19 protein-coding genes, 5 tRNA genes and 1 pseudogene are annotated in these 17538 nt (G+C 30.6%); 16 read left to right on the top strand and 9 right to left on the bottom strand.

Annotated elements, in window-relative coordinates; all coding sequences use genetic code 11:
• The first annotated feature begins 62 nt into the window (after nucleotides 1-62).
• From FBE96_RS08165 to FBE96_RS08120, 10 genes and pseudogenes are all read left to right on the top strand, one after another.
• Entirely contained in the window at nucleotides 63-266 is a 204-nt protein-coding gene (locus FBE96_RS08165; RefSeq protein ID WP_002839177.1) for a hypothetical protein, read from the top strand.
• Nucleotides 256-918 (top strand): glycoprotein CgpA, encoded by a 663-nt coding sequence (gene cgpA, locus FBE96_RS08160; protein ID WP_002851387.1) that lies wholly within the window; start codon nucleotides 256-258, stop codon nucleotides 916-918. The genes FBE96_RS08165 and cgpA overlap by 11 nt, the downstream gene beginning before the upstream one ends.
• Entirely contained in the window at nucleotides 918-1766 is an 849-nt protein-coding gene (locus FBE96_RS08155) for a DNA ligase (RefSeq protein WP_002851175.1), read from the top strand. Before cgpA ends, FBE96_RS08155 begins: the two co-directional genes overlap by 1 nt.
• 42 nt (nucleotides 1767-1808) lie before the next feature.
• A tRNA-Pro gene (locus FBE96_RS08150) sits at nucleotides 1809-1886 on the top strand.
• 24 nt (nucleotides 1887-1910) lie between these two features.
• Nucleotides 1911-1987 (top strand) — tRNA-His (locus FBE96_RS08145).
• 3 nt (nucleotides 1988-1990) lie between these two features.
• Nucleotides 1991-2067 (top strand) — tRNA-Arg (locus FBE96_RS08140).
• A 14-nt stretch (nucleotides 2068-2081) separates the two neighbouring features.
• A tRNA-Arg gene (locus tag FBE96_RS08135) sits at nucleotides 2082-2158 on the top strand.
• Between the two features lie 4 nt (nucleotides 2159-2162).
• A tRNA-Leu gene (locus FBE96_RS08130) sits at nucleotides 2163-2247 on the top strand.
• 174 nt (nucleotides 2248-2421) lie between these two features.
• Nucleotides 2422-2838, top strand: a pseudogene (locus tag FBE96_RS08125) (hypothetical protein).
• 298 nt (nucleotides 2839-3136) lie between these two features.
• Complete coding sequence (locus FBE96_RS08120) at nucleotides 3137-3574, top strand: DUF411 domain-containing protein (protein ID WP_002851451.1); 438 nt, start codon at nucleotides 3137-3139, stop codon at nucleotides 3572-3574.
• A gap of 9 nt (nucleotides 3575-3583) precedes the next feature.
• On the opposite strand, the gene traF is transcribed toward FBE96_RS08120, so the two are convergent.
• The 9 genes from traF to FBE96_RS08075 all read right to left on the bottom strand — a co-directional run bounded on the left by traF (nucleotide 3584) and on the right by FBE96_RS08075 (nucleotide 12237).
• Entirely contained in the window at nucleotides 3584-4087 is a 504-nt protein-coding gene (gene traF, locus FBE96_RS08115) for a conjugal transfer protein TraF (protein WP_002851157.1), read from the bottom strand.
• On the bottom strand, nucleotides 4048-4536 hold the full coding sequence (locus FBE96_RS08110) for a TlpA disulfide reductase family protein (protein WP_145599605.1): 489 nt from the start codon (nucleotides 4534-4536) through the stop codon (nucleotides 4048-4050). Before FBE96_RS08110 ends, traF begins: the two co-directional genes overlap by 40 nt.
• Nucleotides 4533-5186, bottom strand: coding sequence for an ABC transporter ATP-binding protein (locus FBE96_RS08105; RefSeq protein ID WP_002860103.1), 654 nt, complete (start codon nucleotides 5184-5186; stop codon nucleotides 4533-4535). Before FBE96_RS08105 ends, FBE96_RS08110 begins: the two co-directional genes overlap by 4 nt.
• Nucleotides 5183-6301 carry an FtsX-like permease family protein gene (locus FBE96_RS08100; RefSeq protein WP_002851556.1) on the bottom strand — a complete coding sequence of 373 codons (1119 nt, stop codon included), beginning with the start codon at nucleotides 6299-6301 and terminating at the stop codon, nucleotides 5183-5185. The genes FBE96_RS08105 and FBE96_RS08100 overlap by 4 nt, the downstream gene beginning before the upstream one ends.
• The gene (locus FBE96_RS08095) at nucleotides 6291-7583 is read right to left on the bottom strand and encodes an ABC transporter permease (RefSeq protein ID WP_072213559.1); all 1293 of its coding nucleotides are present in this window, start codon (nucleotides 7581-7583) and stop codon (nucleotides 6291-6293) included. The genes FBE96_RS08100 and FBE96_RS08095 overlap by 11 nt, the downstream gene beginning before the upstream one ends.
• The gene (locus FBE96_RS08090; protein WP_002873243.1) at nucleotides 7570-8973 is read right to left on the bottom strand and encodes a Fe-S-containing protein; all 1404 of its coding nucleotides are present in this window, start codon (nucleotides 8971-8973) and stop codon (nucleotides 7570-7572) included. Before FBE96_RS08090 ends, FBE96_RS08095 begins: the two co-directional genes overlap by 14 nt.
• Nucleotides 8974-9055: 82 nt before the next feature.
• The gene (locus FBE96_RS08085) at nucleotides 9056-9595 is read right to left on the bottom strand and encodes an iron transporter (RefSeq protein ID WP_002778842.1); all 540 of its coding nucleotides are present in this window, start codon (nucleotides 9593-9595) and stop codon (nucleotides 9056-9058) included.
• Nucleotides 9592-11682, bottom strand: a complete 2091-nt coding sequence (locus FBE96_RS08080; RefSeq protein ID WP_002905879.1) for an FTR1 family protein — start codon at nucleotides 11680-11682, stop codon at nucleotides 9592-9594. Before FBE96_RS08080 ends, FBE96_RS08085 begins: the two co-directional genes overlap by 4 nt.
• A 351-nt stretch (nucleotides 11683-12033) precedes the next feature.
• Nucleotides 12034-12237: a hypothetical protein gene (locus FBE96_RS08075; RefSeq protein ID WP_002871895.1), complete on the bottom strand. Its 204-nt coding sequence runs from the start codon at nucleotides 12235-12237 to the stop codon at nucleotides 12034-12036.
• Between the two features lie 321 nt (nucleotides 12238-12558).
• Between FBE96_RS08075 and FBE96_RS08070 the strand changes: the two genes are divergently transcribed.
• From FBE96_RS08070 to map, 6 genes are all read left to right on the top strand, one after another.
• On the top strand, nucleotides 12559-12741 hold the full coding sequence (locus FBE96_RS08070) for a YjfB family protein (protein ID WP_002858984.1): 183 nt from the start codon (nucleotides 12559-12561) through the stop codon (nucleotides 12739-12741).
• 142 nt (nucleotides 12742-12883) lie between these two features.
• Nucleotides 12884-14032 carry a Na+/H+ antiporter NhaA gene (gene nhaA / locus FBE96_RS08065; protein WP_002799206.1) on the top strand — a complete coding sequence of 383 codons (1149 nt, stop codon included), beginning with the start codon at nucleotides 12884-12886 and terminating at the stop codon, nucleotides 14030-14032.
• A complete protein-coding gene (nhaA, locus tag FBE96_RS08060) occupies nucleotides 14029-15198 on the top strand; it encodes a Na+/H+ antiporter NhaA (protein WP_002871894.1) in 1170 nt (389 codons plus the stop codon). The genes nhaA (FBE96_RS08065) and nhaA (FBE96_RS08060) overlap by 4 nt, the downstream gene beginning before the upstream one ends.
• A gap of 8 nt (nucleotides 15199-15206) precedes the next feature.
• Complete coding sequence (locus tag FBE96_RS08055) at nucleotides 15207-15665, top strand: C40 family peptidase (RefSeq protein ID WP_002851417.1); 459 nt, start codon at nucleotides 15207-15209, stop codon at nucleotides 15663-15665.
• Between the two features lies 1 nt (nucleotide 15666).
• Entirely contained in the window at nucleotides 15667-16410 is a 744-nt protein-coding gene (gene murI / locus FBE96_RS08050) for a glutamate racemase (protein ID WP_002871893.1), read from the top strand.
• A gap of 9 nt (nucleotides 16411-16419) precedes the next feature.
• Entirely contained in the window at nucleotides 16420-17178 is a 759-nt protein-coding gene (gene map / locus FBE96_RS08045) for a type I methionyl aminopeptidase (RefSeq protein WP_002874931.1), read from the top strand.
• The last annotated feature ends 360 nt before the right edge of the window (nucleotides 17179-17538 follow it).

The following is a 17538-nucleotide window of genomic DNA, read 5'->3' as shown; positions in this document are numbered from 1 at the left end:
ATTTACTTAAAGAATACGACGAAAGCACAAGAAAAAAAAGTTTTTATACCCATGTTATAAAAATGATTTTTTGGGCTTTTCTTGTTGTAATTGGAGCGATTTATTTTGGCAATATGTTTTTTGGGCAGTATTCTTTAGATACTTTATTAAGCTTAGAAAATACCAAAGAAGAGCTTAATAAAAAGATTATTTTGCTCAAAGAACAAAATGCTAAAGCACAAAAAGATTATTTTGAATTAAAAGGATTATACCCAAATGAAAACTAGAATTTTGGCAATATTTTTTATTTTTACCTCTCTTTTATATGCTGATGAAAATCCTTTCAAGACAGATCAAAATATAACCTTGGTTGCTCCACCTGAATTTCAAAAAGAGGAAGTTAAATTTAATTCTAGTGCAAGAATTTTAAAAAGCATCACTTTTAATTATATCAATTTAGACGGAAGTGAAGATAAGATCGATTTAGATGTCAATAAAAGTATTGATTGGCACGATACTTATACTATATCAAGATTTAAAAGCCCTGATCCTTCAAAAGTACTTGATGTTTCAGTTACTATACCTGAAAAAAATAGCTCTAAACAAGAATCAAACTCAACAGCCAATGTTGAAATACCTTTACAGGTTGCAAAGATTTATGATTTTATTTCTTATGCGGTTTATAAAAATAAAATAAAACTTAACACTAGTGATGAAATGATTACAGATTTTTCAGTAGGAAATCCAAGTAAAATCGTTATAGATTTTAGATCTAAAATGATTAGCCCTACAAAAAACATACGCCTTAGCAATTCTATTTTTAAACGCATAGACTTTGGATCTCATAAAGGATATTATCGACTTGTAATATATCTTGATGGAACTTATAATTATAATATTCAAAAAGATGCAACTGGATATATGATTAATCTGCTTTGATGAGGTTTGTTTTTTTAATATGTTGTGCTTGTTTAGTTTTTGCTAATGAAATTTTACTTCTTAGCAAATTCGATAAGCAAGATTTTAACTCTAAAGATTTTAATGCTTATTTGATGAGCGAAAAACTTGATGGAGTGCGTGGAATTTGGGATGGGAAATATCTAAAAACTCGCCAAAACTACAAAATAAAAACTCCTGACTTTTTTACAAAAAATTTCCCTCCTTTTGCTATTGATGGTGAGCTTTGGATAGCAAGAAATAAATTTGATGAAATTTCAGCTTTAATTCGTAGTGGCGATAGCAATTTGACCTTATGGAAGGAAGTAACTTATAATATTTTTGATGTACCAAATGCTTGCGAAGAATTTCAAATTTCTACTTGCACTCTTAAAAATCGTTTGGCTGTTTTAGAAGAGTATTTGCAAAAATATCCTAGTGCCTATATAAAAATTATTTCTCAAATTCCAGTTGAAAATCAAAATAATTTAAATCAATTTTACGAAAGCATTATAAAAAATCAAGGTGAAGGTATTGTTATACGCAAAAATTTAAGTCCTTATGAAAAAGGCAGAAGTAAAAATGCCACGAAATTAAAACCCTATGATGATGCAGAATGTGAGTTGGTAGGATTTCGCAAGGGCAAGGGTAAATTTGAAAATCAAGTAGGTGCCTTACTTTGTAAAATGCCTAATGGACAAATCATTAAAATAGGCAGTGGTTTAAAAGATGAAGATAGAAAAAATCCTCCAAAAATTGGTAGTATTGTGACTTATAAATTTAATGGATTGACCAAAAATTCCTTACCTCGCTTTCCGGTGTTTTTAAGAATAAGAGATGAAAATCCTTGACTTTAAAATTATTTTGTGATAAAATATTTCCTTTTATTTATTCGGGGTGTAGCGCAGTCTGGTTAGCGCACTTGGTTTGGGACCAAGGGGCCGAAGGTTCGAATCCTTTCACCCCGACCATTTTTTATAAATTTATACAAAATGGTGAGTGTAGCTCAGTCGGTTAGAGCATCAGATTGTGGTCCTGAGGGTCGTGGGTTCAATTCCCATCACTCACCCCACTAGCGCTCGTAGCTCAACTGGATAGAGCGACAGACTTCGGATCTGTAGGTTATGGGTTCGATTCCTATCGGGCGCACCACCAAGATTTTATATGCGTTCATAGCTCAGCTGGATAGAGCAACGGCCTTCTAAGCCGTAGGTCAGAGGTTCGAATCCTCTTGGGCGTACCACTTTGCGGATGTGGTGAAATTGGCAGACACGCCAGACTTAGGATCTGGTGCAGCAATGCGTGAAGGTTCAAGTCCTTTCATCCGCACCACTTACTTTTATCATTTTCAAATAAGAGTTGATTTCTCATAAATTTTTATTTCATTTTAAAATTTCTTATGATTGTTAGATAAAATGCAAATTTAATTTAGATAAATTTAAAAATTATCTTGCAAAAGATTTGAAAAATAATTCAAATATACAAAATTCAATTCAAGGAGATAAAATGAAAAAATTAGGTTTAGTTTTAGCAGTTTTAGTTGCTTTAAATGTGTCAGCATTTGCAGATTTGATAGTTATCAATAAAAAAGATTTAGTTCCAGTTTCAGCAAGCGAAATGTAAAACAAATATTTCCAAGAGAGTATAAAATCAACTTTAACTGAGCCACTTTTTAAAAAGGCAACTTTTTATGAAGCAGATATTGTTGCAAAAGTTGATCCAAGAACTTATAATTCAACTCAAGCTATAATACAAAAAGAATATTCAGATAAAAGCAATTATGTTTATTATAAACAAGTTCTTATATTAACTAGTGATGGTAAAAGAGCTAGATTATCTACTCTTTCTTGCGAAATTGCAAGTTTTGATAAGAAGGGGTATTTATGTGGAGGCACAGCTGATCATAATTATTCTATTAAGTAAATATTGCAAATAAAAATCCGCCTTGAGTTTTCACTCTTGGCGGAAATCCACCATTAGAACATACTATGAAAAAACATAGTAAGTATAAAATATATCTAAATTTTAAGCTTTTTAAGTTAAAAATTTCTAGTTTTTTAAATCGTTTTATCTTTTATATCTTTGCTGCAAAGACAAAATCAACACTCATTAAAAGTCTTTTCTTGATTAAATTTTTGTAAATTCATTTTTAGTGTTAAAAATGTGATGATATTAACTTTATAAAAGTATTATTATATATTTTTTACTTAGGATAGCAATTATGAAAAAAACAATTTTAACCATTCTTTTTTTACTCACTCTTACGCAGGCTAAGGAAATACAAATTTATGAAAGTCCTACTTGTGGCTGTTGTGATCTTTGGGCTGATTATATGAAAGCTAAGGGTTATGAGGTTAGTGTTCATAAAACCAATGATTTTCTTAAAATCAAAGAAAAAATGGGTATAAAAGATGAGTATCAAAGTTGCCATACAGGTGTGATTGAAGGCTATGCTATTGAAGGGCATGTTCCTGAAAGTGCTATAGCATGGTTGCTTGAAAACAAACCTAAAGATGTTATAGGAATTTCAGCTCCTGGCATGCCGCAAGGAAGTCCAGGAATGGAACAAGGTTATAGTGAAAAATATCCTGTAATTTTGATGAAAAAAGATGGAAGCTATGAGCTTTATGGATATTTTATAGGGGATAAAAAGCTTTAAAGTAAATTTTTAGCTTTTTACTTTTTTGATTTCTTTTTCAAGTATGCTATAAGGAGTTAAGCCTATGAATTTTTCATCCATTTTTCCTTCTTTGAAAAAACTAAGCACAGGTACTCCATATATTTCCCCAATGGCACTTGAAAGGTATTTAGCTGCTCTTTTTTCATAAAACATTGCTAAATTAGATAAACCTTTTTCATCAGCCCAAGCTTTTGCATCGTTTGCATCGTTTGCATCGCCTAAAACCACAAAGATATTAAAATCATAATTTTTAGCCAAATTCTGTAAAATAGGAATTTGTTCTTTGCAAACTCCGCAATCTTTTGTGAAAAATACTAAGGCAAAATTTTGTGCTTTATCATTTAGTTTTAGGCTTTTTTCAAAACCATTGTAGGCAAAATTATAGGTTTTATCGCTATTTAAAGCTTTAAAATTTTCTCCACTATCACAAGCTACAAAAAATAAAGCTATGATTAAAGCAAAGAAATAAGCTTGGATTCGAAAAATTCCCATGGTTTTTCTCCTAAAATTCTATCTTTTATCATCCTATCTTTAATGATGATGGTAGTAGGGGTTGCAAACACAGCGTAACGATCATTGGTGATTTTAAGATCGTCTTTTAAAACTTTTACATTTTTAAAGTCAAATTGTTCGGCTAAAACCTTAACCACATTGGCATTATCGATGGAATTTATAGCATAAACACTGATTTTATTGGGGTGATTTTGTATGAATTCATCTAAAGAAGGGAGTTCTTTTAAGCAAGAAGGGCAGCCATTTTGAAAAAAGACTAAGACTTTTAAACTTGTATTATCATCAGCAAGTTTTACAGCTTTTCCTAAAGTATCTTTAGCTGAAATTTCAGCGCTTTTTTCTCCAACTTTTCCAGTATCTTTTGAATTTTCAAAAGAACAAGCATTGAGTAAAAACAAAATGCTTAAGATTAAAAGGCTTTTTTTCATTTTAACACCCCATGTTGTAAGATAAGGGTTCGATCTGCGAATTTGGCTAAATCAGGATTGTGTGTGATTAAAACTATGGTTTTACCTTCATTTTTTAATTTTTGCAAGGTTTGAAGAACGATTTGTTCATTGGCTTCATCTAAATTTCCTGTGGGTTCATCTGCGAGTAAAAGCTCTGGGTTGTTGATTAAAGCTCTTGCTATACAAACTCTTTGTTGTTCTCCGCCACTTAATTGGCTAGGTAAATGAGTGAGTCTATGCGAAAGTCCTACTTTTTCAAGAACCATTTTGGCATCTTCTTCATCTACACTTGAGTGATAATACTGAGAGAGCATAACATTTTCTAAGGCGTTAAGATAGGGGATAAGATGAAATTGTTGAAAGACAAGCCCTATTTTTTCACGACGCAAGGTGATTTTTTGCTCTTCATCCATTTGCTCTAGGTTTTCATTATCCAAGATATACTCTCCAGAGCTTGGAGTATCCATGAGCGATAGTATGTTTAAAAGTGTTGATTTTCCACTTCCTGATGGACCCATGATGGCAAGCCATTCTCCTTCATAGACGCTTAAGTTGATATTGTTTAAGGCTTTAACTTTGCCAAATTCTTTATTTAAATTGTTTATTTTAATAAGTTCTTTTTTCATCATTCACCTTTCAAATTTTCACACACATTGATTTTTAATGCTCTTTTTATAGGAAAAAATGCAGCCAAAAAGGCAAAAATCAAAGAAATGATTAAGGCTATAAAAACAGCTATAAATCTAAAATCAATACTAGAATTAAAAATTAAATAACCAAAAACATTGGCTAAAAATATCCCACAAAAAGCTCCGATTAAACTAGCAAAAAAACTTACTATAAAGCATTCACTAGCAAAAAGTTTAAAAATTTCACTTTTTTTCGCACCCAAGGCTAAACGCAGTGCGATTTCTTTTTTGCGAGAAAATATAATAGAACTTAAAGTTGTATTAACGCTAGTAGTAACTATGATCAATACCACAAGTATGATTAAAAACATTAAAGCTTTGATTTTTCCAAGTACTAAACCTTCACTTAAGGATACTGAAGATATAGGTTTTGCATCGATGAATTCATTGCTGATTGCTTGTGTTTTGGCTTTAACTTCATCAAAATTTCCATAAACTACAGCATTAGCATAGTTAATACCGGCTCTATCGCTTAAATTTTGCACCACGCTTAAAGGGGCTAAAACAATGCTATCAAATTCATCATTGCTTGAAAGTATGCCTTTTATGGTAAGTTTTATGCTTTTTCCGTTGTTTGGATTATAAATTTGAAGTTCATTGCCTGCTTTTAGGCCTAGTTGCTTGGCTAAATTAACTCCTAAAAAGGCTGAATTTTCATCAAAATCATTTAGAGAAAAGCTTCCTTCTTTAACTTCTAAAAAAGGTTTAGTGATTTTTAAAGCCCTAAAATCAGTGCCTAAAACCACCCCGCTTGTACTGCCTAAATTTAAAAAATCATACAAAAAAGGAGTTAAAGCTCTAGCCTTTAAATTTTCTTTTATTTTTTCATACTCAGTATTGGAGATAAAATTTTCATCCTGCTTGGGACTTATCATTACATTTGCTCCATAAGCTTTTAATTCTTTAGAAAGTTTGATGTCGATATCAAAATAAATATTTAAAAAAGCTGAGCAAGTAAGTGCTCCTATAAAAACACTTAAAACTATAATAAAAAGTCTTTGATAAGAAAAGCTAATGCTTTTAAAAAGCTCATTGAGGAAAAACTTATCTACCATAAAGCACTCCTGCAGCTGAAAGTTGTGTGATATTTTTGATAGGAAGCAAGCAACCAAGTAAGGCAATAAGTCCTGCAAAAATAAAGCTTAAAGGTAAAGCTACAAAGGCTATATCAATAAAATATCCAAAAATACTAAGACTGATGATTTGAGAAAGTGCTGTGCCAAAAATAAATCCAAGTAAAGCAGCAAATAAAGCTACGATTAAATTTTCACTAGCAAAGATGAGATAAATTTGAAAAGTATTAGCACCAAGTACTTTTAAAAGTCCTATTTCTTTTTTTCTACGATGAATTTCAGAACTCATTAGACTTGAAATCGCAATACTTGCAACAATAAGACAAATAATGCAAGTAATGCCCATTAAGGATTGGATCTTTTTAACCACCAAGCTTTGAGCATCGCTTATAGCATTTAGAGCTTTTGCATCAGCACCTGGCAAGCCATCGCTAATTTGACTAGCGATTGAGCCTACATAAGCTGAGCAATACCATTTGTCATATTCTAACTGATCTAATTTTTCTTCGCCCATGCGACGTACTTTTTCAGAAAGGGCTGATTCAGGTATGGTAAAAGCTCTTACTTCTGTACTTGAGTAAAGCCCTTGTTTGTTGAGTAAATCTTGAGCTAAATTTAAAGGAGCGATGATTTTATTTGACATTTTAGGATTGGCATGAAGTAAAATGCCTACGATTTTTGCTTCTTTGCTTTGATTGTTTTCTCCTATGAGTTTGATAGTATCTCCTAATTTTAGTTTATTGTTTTTAGCAAAGTCTTCGCCTAGCATGATTTCATTGCTATCATCTTTTGCCCATTCTCCTTGCACTGCTAAATAAGGATAAAGACTTTTTATACCTGTGATAAAATCATCATCATCTTTAATTTTTATGGCTTTTTGAAAATAAGCACCATAAATAAGTGCTTTTTGCTGGGAGTTTTCAATTGTGATTTTACCTTCCAAAAAAGGAGCAAGTGCGGTGATGTTGTTACGCCAATAAATGTCTTTAATCATATATAAATTTTTTTCTTCTAGGTAGTTTTTGTTTTTTAAGGGTTCATAAAGTTCATTACCTATTTCTATACTAAGGCTTGAGCCTTTGGGTAAAACAAGGATATTAGAGCCATAGCTTTTGAGTTGTTTAGTTACTTCATCACCTATACTTAGGGTAATATTTAGCATAGTAGAGAGCAAAAGCGTGGCTAAAAAACAAGTAAGAAAGGCTAAAAATTTTTGAATTTTGTTTTTAAATATAGAGTTAAAAATCATTTTAGCCAACATCATTTCTCCTTTGGATTAAAAATTGGGCTTCGTTTTCTTCTACATATTTTGTAGGATCTTTTTTAAATTCTTCATAGTTGTTTTGATTTGAAAAATAATAAGTAACCCCTTTATAGCTATAAGAAAAAGGAGCTTGGGTGTTTATAACCTTTGTTTTTGATACAGGATCTTGCACTTCAATTTCTTTGATTTGACTAAAATAATTAGATCCTGCTATTACATCTTTAACATCTATGGTGATTTTTTTACCATCGTATTCGTATTTGAGTGGGATAGGATTGCAACCCCCGCTTTTACCTACACTTGGCAAGAAAATACGCACATTGCAAGAAATGCAAATGAGTTGTCCATCTTTTTTGATATAGCCCATATCTCCACAAATCATACAAGCATCAAAAACAGCTACAGGAGAATCCTTATCTTCTCTTTTGTTGATAAGAAAAAACCTTATCACTTTGCCTTCAGCACTGATATAAGCAAAGCGGTGGAGTTTGTTGTCCCTTAAAAGAGCTATATCAAAGATAAATTTGCCATTCTTATCGGGTAAAATTTCTTTAGGCTCATCTATGGTTAAAGGCTTAGAGCTTACCATAAAAAAGTATAAAACAATGCAAAAACTTACAACACAGGAGATAAAAACACTGGAAAAATAGCGATTAATAAGATTTGTTTTAGCTTCGTTTTTGCGATAATTTATATCTAAAATTTGTTTTTTGCTTATATTTTTTTTGCGAATTTTTAAGCTTAAGAATGCTAAAAAAGTGATGAAAATTAAATAAACATAAATTCCAAAAACACCAAAATAATTACTTTTTCCTACAAAACTCACCAAAAAAGCATGAGTTTCTATGATGGAATTTCGCATTAAAGTAAGCAAGATATTGGCTAGAGCTTTATCGCTTTCTATAAGGATAAGCAGTAAAAACAGCATAAAGCTTGTTTTTTGATTAAAATTTTTTTGCCATTTTAAAAAGAAGAAAATCAAAATACAAACAAGCAAGGCTAAAGCAATAAAACCTAAAGAACTTATACCTTCGCTATCGATTAAAGAGCTAGTAAAAATAGGGAAATCTTGACTTAAAAAATAATAATGCAAAGCGGTGCAAAAACTTAAAATTCCCAATAAAATAAAATTTAAAATTTCAATTTTTTTCCAAAAATAAAATATAAAGCTTACTAGCAATAAACCTATAAAAACAAAATCAAAATTAAAGATTAAATTTTCGGTTTTTAAAAATTGTGCTGCGATAAAAAAAGCAAAATATCCAAATAAAAAGCCCAAAAAAACTACTAAAAAACTTTTAAAAATATATTTTTTATTAGGAGTGATAAAGGCCATTAAAATACTTAGCGGTAAAACACTGATAAGAAAATGCACAAAATATATACTCATAATTTACTCTTTAAACATTGTTATTTTAATTTTTCAAATAAAAATAAAAATATTCAAACACTCGGAAAATCCGAGCGTAAAATTATTTTGGCGTGCCTGTGTATTTGAATTTATAATCTACTTTAAAAGGTTCAAACCACTTACCCACACCTGTTTCTTCATCAACATGGCGTCCAAAACCTTGTTTTTCTGGATTTGAGATATAAAAAGTAAGTTCATAATTTCCTACGCCAAAGCCACCTTTTTTATCTTTTTCCATAGCAATATTTGCACCATAGTGAGGACCATCATCAGCCACCATAGGCATCAAAGTTCCACGTTTAATTGCACCTGTGTCGGTATTTTTAAGTTCATAAGCTATAGTTAAATAAGGCATCCAAAAACCTTCTGGAAAACCATTTGGATTGTTTTTAAGTGCGTGAATGTCAGCTTCTAGGTGAATATCTGCTAAAGATGCAGCTAAATCAATACCTCTTGGCTCCATTTCAATAGGTTGTAAATAAACAGCGGCTATTTCCATGCCATTAAGTTCTTTTGGATCGCCGATCGGCACTTCGCCTGCAAATAAATTTGTACTAATAACCGCAGCTGCAGCAACTACTGATAAAACTTTTTTTATCATGATTTTACTCCTTTTTTTGAAATTTGTTTTGTTATTAAAATGCCAATAATTAGCATAATTAAAACTATAAATTGAGGGATTAAAGTTTCATAGTAAGGATAAATTCCAAGCCATAAAATCGGTTCAAAATTCATAGGTATAAGACTAGGAATGATGACTTTTCCTTCTATGAGTTCGGCTATGCCTTTGCCTGTAAAAACAAAAACCATGTAAAAAATAATGTAAGAAGTGATATAGAAAAATTGTTTTACAGGTATGCGAATGGCTCCTGCTTTTAAAAGAAAATATAAAACAATAAGTATTAAAATTCCAAGTCCAAGTCCGCCAAAAACAGCACCAAAATCAGTGCTTGTTTTAGCATCAAAAAGCAAGGCTTGATAAAAAAGCACAGTTTCTGCACCTTCTCTATAAACAGCTAAAAATACGGTAATCCAAAGGGTTTTTGCACTATTGTTTGATATAGCATCTATAGCACCTTGTTTGATAAAGCTTGTCCATTTTTTATTTTGTGCGTTTGAAAGTAGCCAAAAGCCCACATAAAAGAGTAGTAATACGGCTATAAGCATGGTAATACCCTCTATAAGCTCTCTACTTTGTCCTGCATTTTCTTTAAATAGCCAAGAAACTCCAAAAGCGGTAACAAAACTTAAAATTACTCCTGTAAAAAGAGCACTATAGGCGATATTTAAACGATTTTTGTTGCCACTTTGCACAAGATAAGAAACAATGGCTACAACGATAATCAAAGCTTCCAAGCCTTCACGCAAAATAATACCTAAAGCCCATATAAACAGCGAATAAGGAGTAGAATCTTGAATTTTATCCACACTGTTTGCTATGAGTTGTTCTAAGTCATTAAAAGTAGCTTCAAGCTCTTTTTTATCTGCACTTGCTTTAATCAGTGCCACGCCTTTGGAAAATAAACTTTCTATTTTAAGTTTTAAGCCGCTATCTACAGCACCGATTTTATTTTCCATACCGCTTGCTTCAAAAATATCTAGATAAATTCCTTGTAAATCATCTACTATAGAAGCACTAAAGCCATCATAATTTTTTAAAATTCCATCTAAAGCAAGTTTGATATCATTAGAAACTTTGGCATAATCTTTGCCTTTTGTTTCATCATTAAAGCCTGAAATTTGCAAACTTGAAAGTTCTGAATTTGGAATTTGTAAGAAAACATCAAAAATTTGTTCTTCTATGTTATCTAAGCCATCTCTTAAGCCTTTTTCATCTATTTTTGCATCGTTGATTTGGCGTATAAGGGTGCGTATGGCTTGTTGAATTTTTTGATCGTTTCCTGCTTTGGTAAATTTATTTACTAAAATTTCTACTTTGGTATTGCGATAATCACTAAATAAGGCATCATTTAAAAAATCTTTACTAGTTTGGTAGTTTTTTTCTTTAAAAGCATTAGCTGCCTGTGAAAATTTGGTAGAGATATTATCTAGTATAAATTGCAATCTTGCGTCCATTGCAGCGGCAGCTTGTAAATCAGCGCTTGCATTATCATCTGTAAGTTTGCTTGTATCATTATTTACAGGTATAGGAGCTTGGGTGGTTAAAGAGCTTTGTGCTAAATCTTTTTTATCTACACCCATCATTTGTGCGATTAAAGCTTCTGCATCAGCTTCGCGTTTGGCATTGGCTTCTAGGCTTGATTTTTCAGCTTTAGCCTTATCATAGTTTATATCGCTTGCTTCTGCTTTTAAACGATATCCATTTTGTAAAATCGGAGCTACTTCATCAAGATCATAATAAAGACTATCAATTAAAGCATTAATTTGTGTTAAAGGAGCTTCATCTTTATACATGCGACGCAAATTTACAAATTTACGTTCCATAGTGATAGCTTTTCTTCCTATGTTTCTTCCTATTGGGCCTTCCATATTTTCAAAATGTTGAAAATACGCATCTTCGCTAAGCTTTTTGGCGCCTAGATTATCGCCCTTTTTATAAGTTTCTATGCTTTGTTTTAGCATATCTTTGATAAGATTTGCTTCATTAATATAATCATCTACCCTAGCAAAAGCTGAGCTTGATAAAAAAATACCTATAATTAAAAATATAATTTTAAAAATTTTCATTATCATTACCCTTGATTTTTGATAAAAATAATATTTATTATCAAAATAAATAATGGCTAGTATAATACTAAAAATCTTAAATAGAACTAAAAAATAAGCTTTTATGTTGATAATATTTTTTTATTAAATTATAAAATGTATTTTAATAAATATTTAAATATATTTTATTTTTGTGATTTAATATGGGTTGTTTTTAAGTATCGCAAGGTCTTCTTCTAAGCTATGGATTTTGGGATATTGTTTTTGTGTTTTTTAATTTTTCCTTTTTTCGATGTTTTAAAAGCTTAATAAAAATCAAAAAATCATTTATTGCGTATTCTTTAAGGAGATATAGCTATAGTATATTTTAGACTAAGCAGATATATCCAAAAGTTTATCTTTTTTATTGGTATTTGTGTTTGTAGAATTGCTATTGTCTTTATTTGCTTCTTCTTTCTCAGCCTTAGCTTCTACTTTTTCTTTTTTTTCTTGAAATTTTAAAGTTGAAGTTATGCTAATTCTTTTGCTTTCAAAATTTGTATCTACTATCCCCCTGCAAGGCGTGTTAAGTAACATTAGCAAGCTCCTGATTTCTCATTTAAAATTATAATTTTAGATTATATTAAAATTGTATAAAATAAGATAAAACTTAAATTTATTGAAATAAATTTTTATCCATTTAATTCACTTTTAAAAGCATCAATCATTTATATTTTGCTTATTGTTTCATAGTGTAAAAATTTTTAAAATAGGATTTTATCTTAAAAAATTTATGATTTTTAATTTCAGATATTGGTTCCCTTGAAAAATTTTAAAAAGTTTAGTAAAAAATATTAAGTTTTAAAAATATCATCCGATTTAAATAAAGTCTTAAGACTCAATCTAAAAGGAGGATGTATGGTTTCAGATGTTTCTATGGGTAATGCTAATTTAATGACTGCTGTTAATACTTCAGTTTTGAAAAAATCTATGGACACAAACGAGGCATTGATGAATGAACTCATCGAAGGTATGGAAGGTGTCTCTCAAGCCTCCGCTCCACAAGCGTCTAGCTCTAGTGGTTTGGATATTTACGCTTAAATATCTTAAGAACAAGCTTAAGAACTTTTTGGTATCTTGGGCTTGTTTTTTTAAATAATTATTTCTTTAGTATTTTTTCGTTATAATTTTACCATTTTATTTATCGTATTAAATTTTTACAAATATTTACTTAGGAGCAAGGATGCAAATGATAAAGAAGATGGTTTTAAGTGAAACTTTCCCTGGTATTTTGCTTATATTTTTTACATTTTTAGCTTTATTATGTAAAAATTCTTCTTTAAGTGTTATTTATACAGATTTTTTTCATGCTAATTTTACAGTAGGATTTGATCATTTTCAAATTTCAAAGTCGTTGGATTTATGGATAAATGATGGTTTGATAGCTATATTTTTTCTATGTATAGGGCTTGAGTTAAAATATGAAATTTTACGTGGGCAACTTAAAAATATAAGAGCTGTATCTTTACCTATATTTGGAGCTTTAGGGGGTATGATTACTCCGGCTTTAATTTTTATTGCTATTAATTATTCTCATGATTTTGCTATGAAAGGTTGGGCAATACCTACAGCAACTGATATAGCTTTTGCAGTGGGTATTTTAATGCTTTTGGGAAATAAAATTCCTACAAGTTTAAAACTTTTTTTACTCTCTTTAGCTATTTTTGATGATTTGGGTGCTATTGTTATTATTGCTTTGTTTTATACAGATCAGCTTTCAGCTTTAGCAATTATTATTTGTTTGTTTTGTATATTTGCTCTGCTTTTGTTAAATTATTATCACATCACCCATCTTTCTTTGTACGTGTTGGTAGGTGTTGTGTTGTGGATAGCTATGCTTAAAAGTGGAGTGCATGCAACTTTGGCTGGTGTAATCATTTCTTTGTTTATACCTCTTGATACAAAAAATAAAAAACCTTATTTACATGAAGTTCTTAAGGATTTAAATCCTTGGGTAGTTTATTTTATTTTACCTTTATTTGCTTTTGCCAATGCTGGAATTGATATTAGAGATATGCATCTTGGTTCAGTATTTTCTCCTGTAAGTCTTGGGATTATTTTAGGACTATTTTTAGGAAAACAATTAGGTGTTTTCACTTTTTGTTTTATTGCTATCAAACTTAAACTTGCAAAATTACCTGAAAATATTAAATATGGAAAATTTTATGGTATATGTATTTTAACAGGCATCGGTTTTACGATGAGCTTGTTTATTGATGGTTTGGCTTATAAAAATAGTGATATTTTTGAATATGCGGATAAACTTGCTATTTTAGTAGCTAGTTTTTTAAGTGCCATTGTTGGTTTTATTTATCTTAAGATTGTTAAATGAATAATATAGTACATAAATTAAAAACTTTAGTTTTAAATGAGGCTTTTGGCGGCGTTTTACTTATAGTTTGTACTTTGCTTGCTTTGCTTGTGCAAAATGGATCTTTTAGCGAACATTATCGAGAATTTCTAAATTTAAAAGTCGGATTTAGTGTAGGTGAATTTGAGCTTAATAAACCTTTTTTACTTTGGATAAATGATGGGCTTATATCTATATTTTTCTTTGCTATAGGGCTTGAGCTTAAGAAGGAATTTTTGCACGGGGATTTTAAAAATCCTAAAAATATTGTTTTACCTTTTATGGCTGCTTTAGGGGGTATACTTATACCTGCGATGTTGTTTGCTTTGGTAAATATAGGAGATGCTTATACTTTACAAGGTTGGGCTATACCTACAGCCACAGATACAGCGTTTGCCTTAGCGATTTTAATGATGTGTGGCAAGCACATTCCATCAAGTTTAAAAATTTTCTTGCTTTCTTTGGCTATTTTTGATGATGTGGGTGCTATTTTAATTATAGCTATTTTTTATACGACAAAATTATCAATAGTTGCTTTTGTCGTTGCAGGACTTGCTATTTTGGTAATGCTTATTTTAAATCTTTTAGGGATAACAAGAAAGTCTTTTTATTTTATTTGCTCAGTTATTCTTTGGATTAGTGTTTTAAAAAGTGGAGTACATGCAACTTTAGCTGGAATTGTAACAGCATTTTTTATACCGATGCAAACTAAAAATGGGGAAGCATTTTTAGAAGAAATTTATGAAAGCTTAAAATTTTGGATTGCTTTTATTATTTTACCTTTATTTGCTTTTGCTAACGCTGGAGTAAATTTATCCAATATCGATATAGGAGCAATTTTTTCAGGTGTAAGTATAGGTATTTTCTTAGGGCTTTTTGTGGGTAAACAAGTGGGTGTATTTTTATTTTCTTATTTGGCAATCCGCTTTAAATTTGCAGCTTTGCCCCAAGGTTCAAATTTGAAACAACTTTATGGGGTTTGCATACTTACAGGAATTGGTTTTACAATGAGTTTGTTCATTGATGGATTGGCGTATGAAGTTAGCGATATTTTTAATTATGCAGATAACTTAGCTATTCTTATAGCCTCATTTTGTTCTGGGATTTGGGGTTTTATTTATCTTAAATTCTTTACTACTCGATCTTAAGGGGATTGATGAGGCATATTTTTTTTATTATTACGATTATATTTTTTATAAGTGGATGTAGTTTTTATCAGAATCTAAACTATCGTCCTAGTTACAACACAAATAAAGAAGCAAGGCTCAAGGTTATTGCAAATGAATGGAAAAAAACCCCTTATGTTTTAGGTGGAACTAGTAAAAAAGGTGCTGATTGTTCAGGATTTACACAGAGCGCATTAGCTCAGCTTAATATACGCATACCTCGCACTACAAAAACTCAATTAGGTTCTGGAAGAAAAGTTTCTAAATCAAAATTGCAAACAGGAGATTTGGTATTTTTTAAGACAGGTAGAGGGCCAAATGGTATGCATGTTGGTATTTATATGAGCAAGGGAAAATTTATACATTTATCTACTAAAGATGGAGTAAAAGAAGTCGAGCTAAATAGTTCTTATTGGAAGGCTCGTTATATAGGAGCAAGAAGGTATTAAAGTGAAAATAGGTGTATTTGATAGCGGAGTAGGAGGGCTTAGTGTTTTAAAATCTCTCTATGAAGCTAGGCTTTTTGATGAAATTATCTATTATGGAGATACCGCAAGAGTTCCTTATGGAGTGAAAGATAAAGATACTATTATAAAGTTCTGTCTTGAAGCATTGGATTTTTTTGAACAATTTCAAATTGATATGCTTATCATTGCATGTAATACTGCTAGTGCTTATGCTTTAGATGCTTTAAGAGCAAAAGCACATTTTCCAGTATATGGCGTAATTGATGCAGGGGTTGAAGCAACGATAAAAGCTTTGCATGATAAAAATAAAGAAATTTTAGTCATTGCGACAAAAGCAACCATTAAATCAGAAGAATATCAAAAGCGTTTGTTATCTCAAGGATATACAAATATAAATGCTTTAGCTACAGGGCTTTTTGTGCCTATGGTTGAAGAAGGTATTTTTGAAGGAGATTTTTTGCAAAGTGCTATGGAATATTATTTTAAAAATATCACAACTCCAGATGCTTTGATACTCGCTTGCACTCATTTCCCTTTACTAGGTCGTTCTTTAAGTAAGTATTTTGGCGATAAAACAAAATTAATTCATTCAGGGGATGCCATAGTTGAATTTCTTAAAGAAAGAGAAAATATAGATTTGAAAAATCATAAAGCAAAATTACATTTTTATGCTTCAAGCGATGTTAAATCTTTAAAAAATACTGCTAAAATTTGGCTAAATTTATAAGGAAATAAAATGATAGAATTGAAAAAACCAGATGAAATAGAAAAATTAAGAATAGCAAATCAAATTGTAGCAAAAACTTTAAATTTTTTAGAGCATGAAATTAAAATAGGAATGAGCTTAAAACAAATCGATAAAATGGCAGAAGATTATATTTTAAGCCTTGGTGCCAAGCCATCATTTAAGGGACTTTATGGTTTTCCAGGTGCCATTTGCACATCTTTAAATCAAGTTTGTATCCATGGAATTCCAGATGATAAAATTATCAAAGAGGGTGATATTTTAGGTCTTGATGTGGGAAGTTTGATTGATGGGTATTATGGGGATGCAGCAAGAACTATTGCTATAGGAGAAGTTTTACCCACTGATAAAGCTTTAATCTCTTGTGCTAAAGATGCGTTATATCATGCTATAGATATTATTCATGATGGAATGCGTTTTAAGGAACTTTCAGCTGCTTTAGGCGAATTTATCCATGCAAGAGGTTTTGTCCCGCTTCGTGGATATTGCGGGCATGGTATAGGACGAAAGCCCCATGGAGAGCCTGAAATTTTAAACTATTTAGAAAAAGGTGCGAGTGCAAAAAGTGGCCCTAAAATTAAAAATGGAATGGTGTTTTGCATAGAGCCTATGATATGCCAAAAAGATGGAACACCAAAGCATTATAATGGAAAATGGGATGCTGGAAGTATTGATGGGCTGAATGCGGCTCATTATGAACATTGTGTTGCCGTGATTAATGGGCGTGCTGAAATTCTTTCTATGATATGATATTAAATTATAAAAATAATATTTTTTTCTTAAAATCCTAAAAATTTAAAATTTTTTAATAATATTGTAGTAATATTCTTTAATAAGTTAAGTTACTAAATGATATTTTTATAGCAGATTAAGTGTTTTTAGAATAAAATGTCACATCGTATTAAACTAAAACATAAATATGGTTTAGATAATTTAATAAAAATTGTTAAATTATCTAAATATGTATTTTGGTTTAAAGAGATCTTTTAAGATCTCTTTTGGGTTAGGCTATTTCCCTCCCCTTTTTATTCGTAGCCTAACTCTCTTTTAGAGTCTGGAAAATCTCTTTAAGCTAAAATATATTATATTTGCTTAAAGAGAACAAACGAT

The organism is Campylobacter sp. CFSAN093241 (assembly GCF_012889595.1).
In the GTDB taxonomy this organism is placed as follows: Bacteria; Campylobacterota; Campylobacteria; order Campylobacterales; family Campylobacteraceae; genus Campylobacter_D; species Campylobacter_D jejuni.
The sequence above is the reverse complement of the archived record's forward strand: the minus strand, read 5'-3'. Positions and strand labels throughout refer to the sequence as shown.

What these genes read in the sequence shown, in the direction of transcription:
- nhaA (WP_002871894.1), top strand. Translation starts at nt 14,029, where the DNA reads ATGAATAATATAGTACATAAATTAAAAACTTTAGTTTTAAATGAGGCT.
- cgpA (WP_002851387.1), top strand. Translation starts at nt 256, where the DNA reads ATGAAAACTAGAATTTTGGCAATATTTTTTATTTTTACCTCTCTTTTA.
- FBE96_RS08105 (WP_002860103.1), bottom strand. Translation starts at nt 5,186, where the DNA reads ATGATGAAAAAAGAACTTATTAAAATAAACAATTTAAATAAAGAATTT.
- FBE96_RS08120 (WP_002851451.1), top strand. Translation starts at nt 3,137, where the DNA reads ATGAAAAAAACAATTTTAACCATTCTTTTTTTACTCACTCTTACGCAG.
- map (WP_002874931.1), top strand. Translation starts at nt 16,420, where the DNA reads ATGATAGAATTGAAAAAACCAGATGAAATAGAAAAATTAAGAATAGCA.
- FBE96_RS08155 (WP_002851175.1), top strand. Translation starts at nt 918, where the DNA reads ATGAGGTTTGTTTTTTTAATATGTTGTGCTTGTTTAGTTTTTGCTAAT.
- FBE96_RS08090 (WP_002873243.1), bottom strand. Translation starts at nt 8,973, where the DNA reads ATGAGTATATATTTTGTGCATTTTCTTATCAGTGTTTTACCGCTAAGT.
- FBE96_RS08080 (WP_002905879.1), bottom strand. Translation starts at nt 11,682, where the DNA reads ATGAAAATTTTTAAAATTATATTTTTAATTATAGGTATTTTTTTATCA.
- FBE96_RS08070 (WP_002858984.1), top strand. Translation starts at nt 12,559, where the DNA reads ATGGTTTCAGATGTTTCTATGGGTAATGCTAATTTAATGACTGCTGTT.
- FBE96_RS08110 (WP_145599605.1), bottom strand. Translation starts at nt 4,536, where the DNA reads ATGAAAAAAAGCCTTTTAATCTTAAGCATTTTGTTTTTACTCAATGCT.
- FBE96_RS08165 (WP_002839177.1), top strand. Translation starts at nt 63, where the DNA reads ATGATTTTTTGGGCTTTTCTTGTTGTAATTGGAGCGATTTATTTTGGC.
- FBE96_RS08095 (WP_072213559.1), bottom strand. Translation starts at nt 7,583, where the DNA reads ATGATGTTGGCTAAAATGATTTTTAACTCTATATTTAAAAACAAAATT.
- FBE96_RS08055 (WP_002851417.1), top strand. Translation starts at nt 15,207, where the DNA reads ATGAGGCATATTTTTTTTATTATTACGATTATATTTTTTATAAGTGGA.
- FBE96_RS08085 (WP_002778842.1), bottom strand. Translation starts at nt 9,595, where the DNA reads ATGATAAAAAAAGTTTTATCAGTAGTTGCTGCAGCTGCGGTTATTAGT.
- FBE96_RS08075 (WP_002871895.1), bottom strand. Translation starts at nt 12,237, where the DNA reads ATGTTACTTAACACGCCTTGCAGGGGGATAGTAGATACAAATTTTGAA.
- traF (WP_002851157.1), bottom strand. Translation starts at nt 4,087, where the DNA reads ATGGGAATTTTTCGAATCCAAGCTTATTTCTTTGCTTTAATCATAGCT.
- nhaA (WP_002799206.1), top strand. Translation starts at nt 12,884, where the DNA reads ATGCAAATGATAAAGAAGATGGTTTTAAGTGAAACTTTCCCTGGTATT.
- FBE96_RS08100 (WP_002851556.1), bottom strand. Translation starts at nt 6,301, where the DNA reads ATGGTAGATAAGTTTTTCCTCAATGAGCTTTTTAAAAGCATTAGCTTT.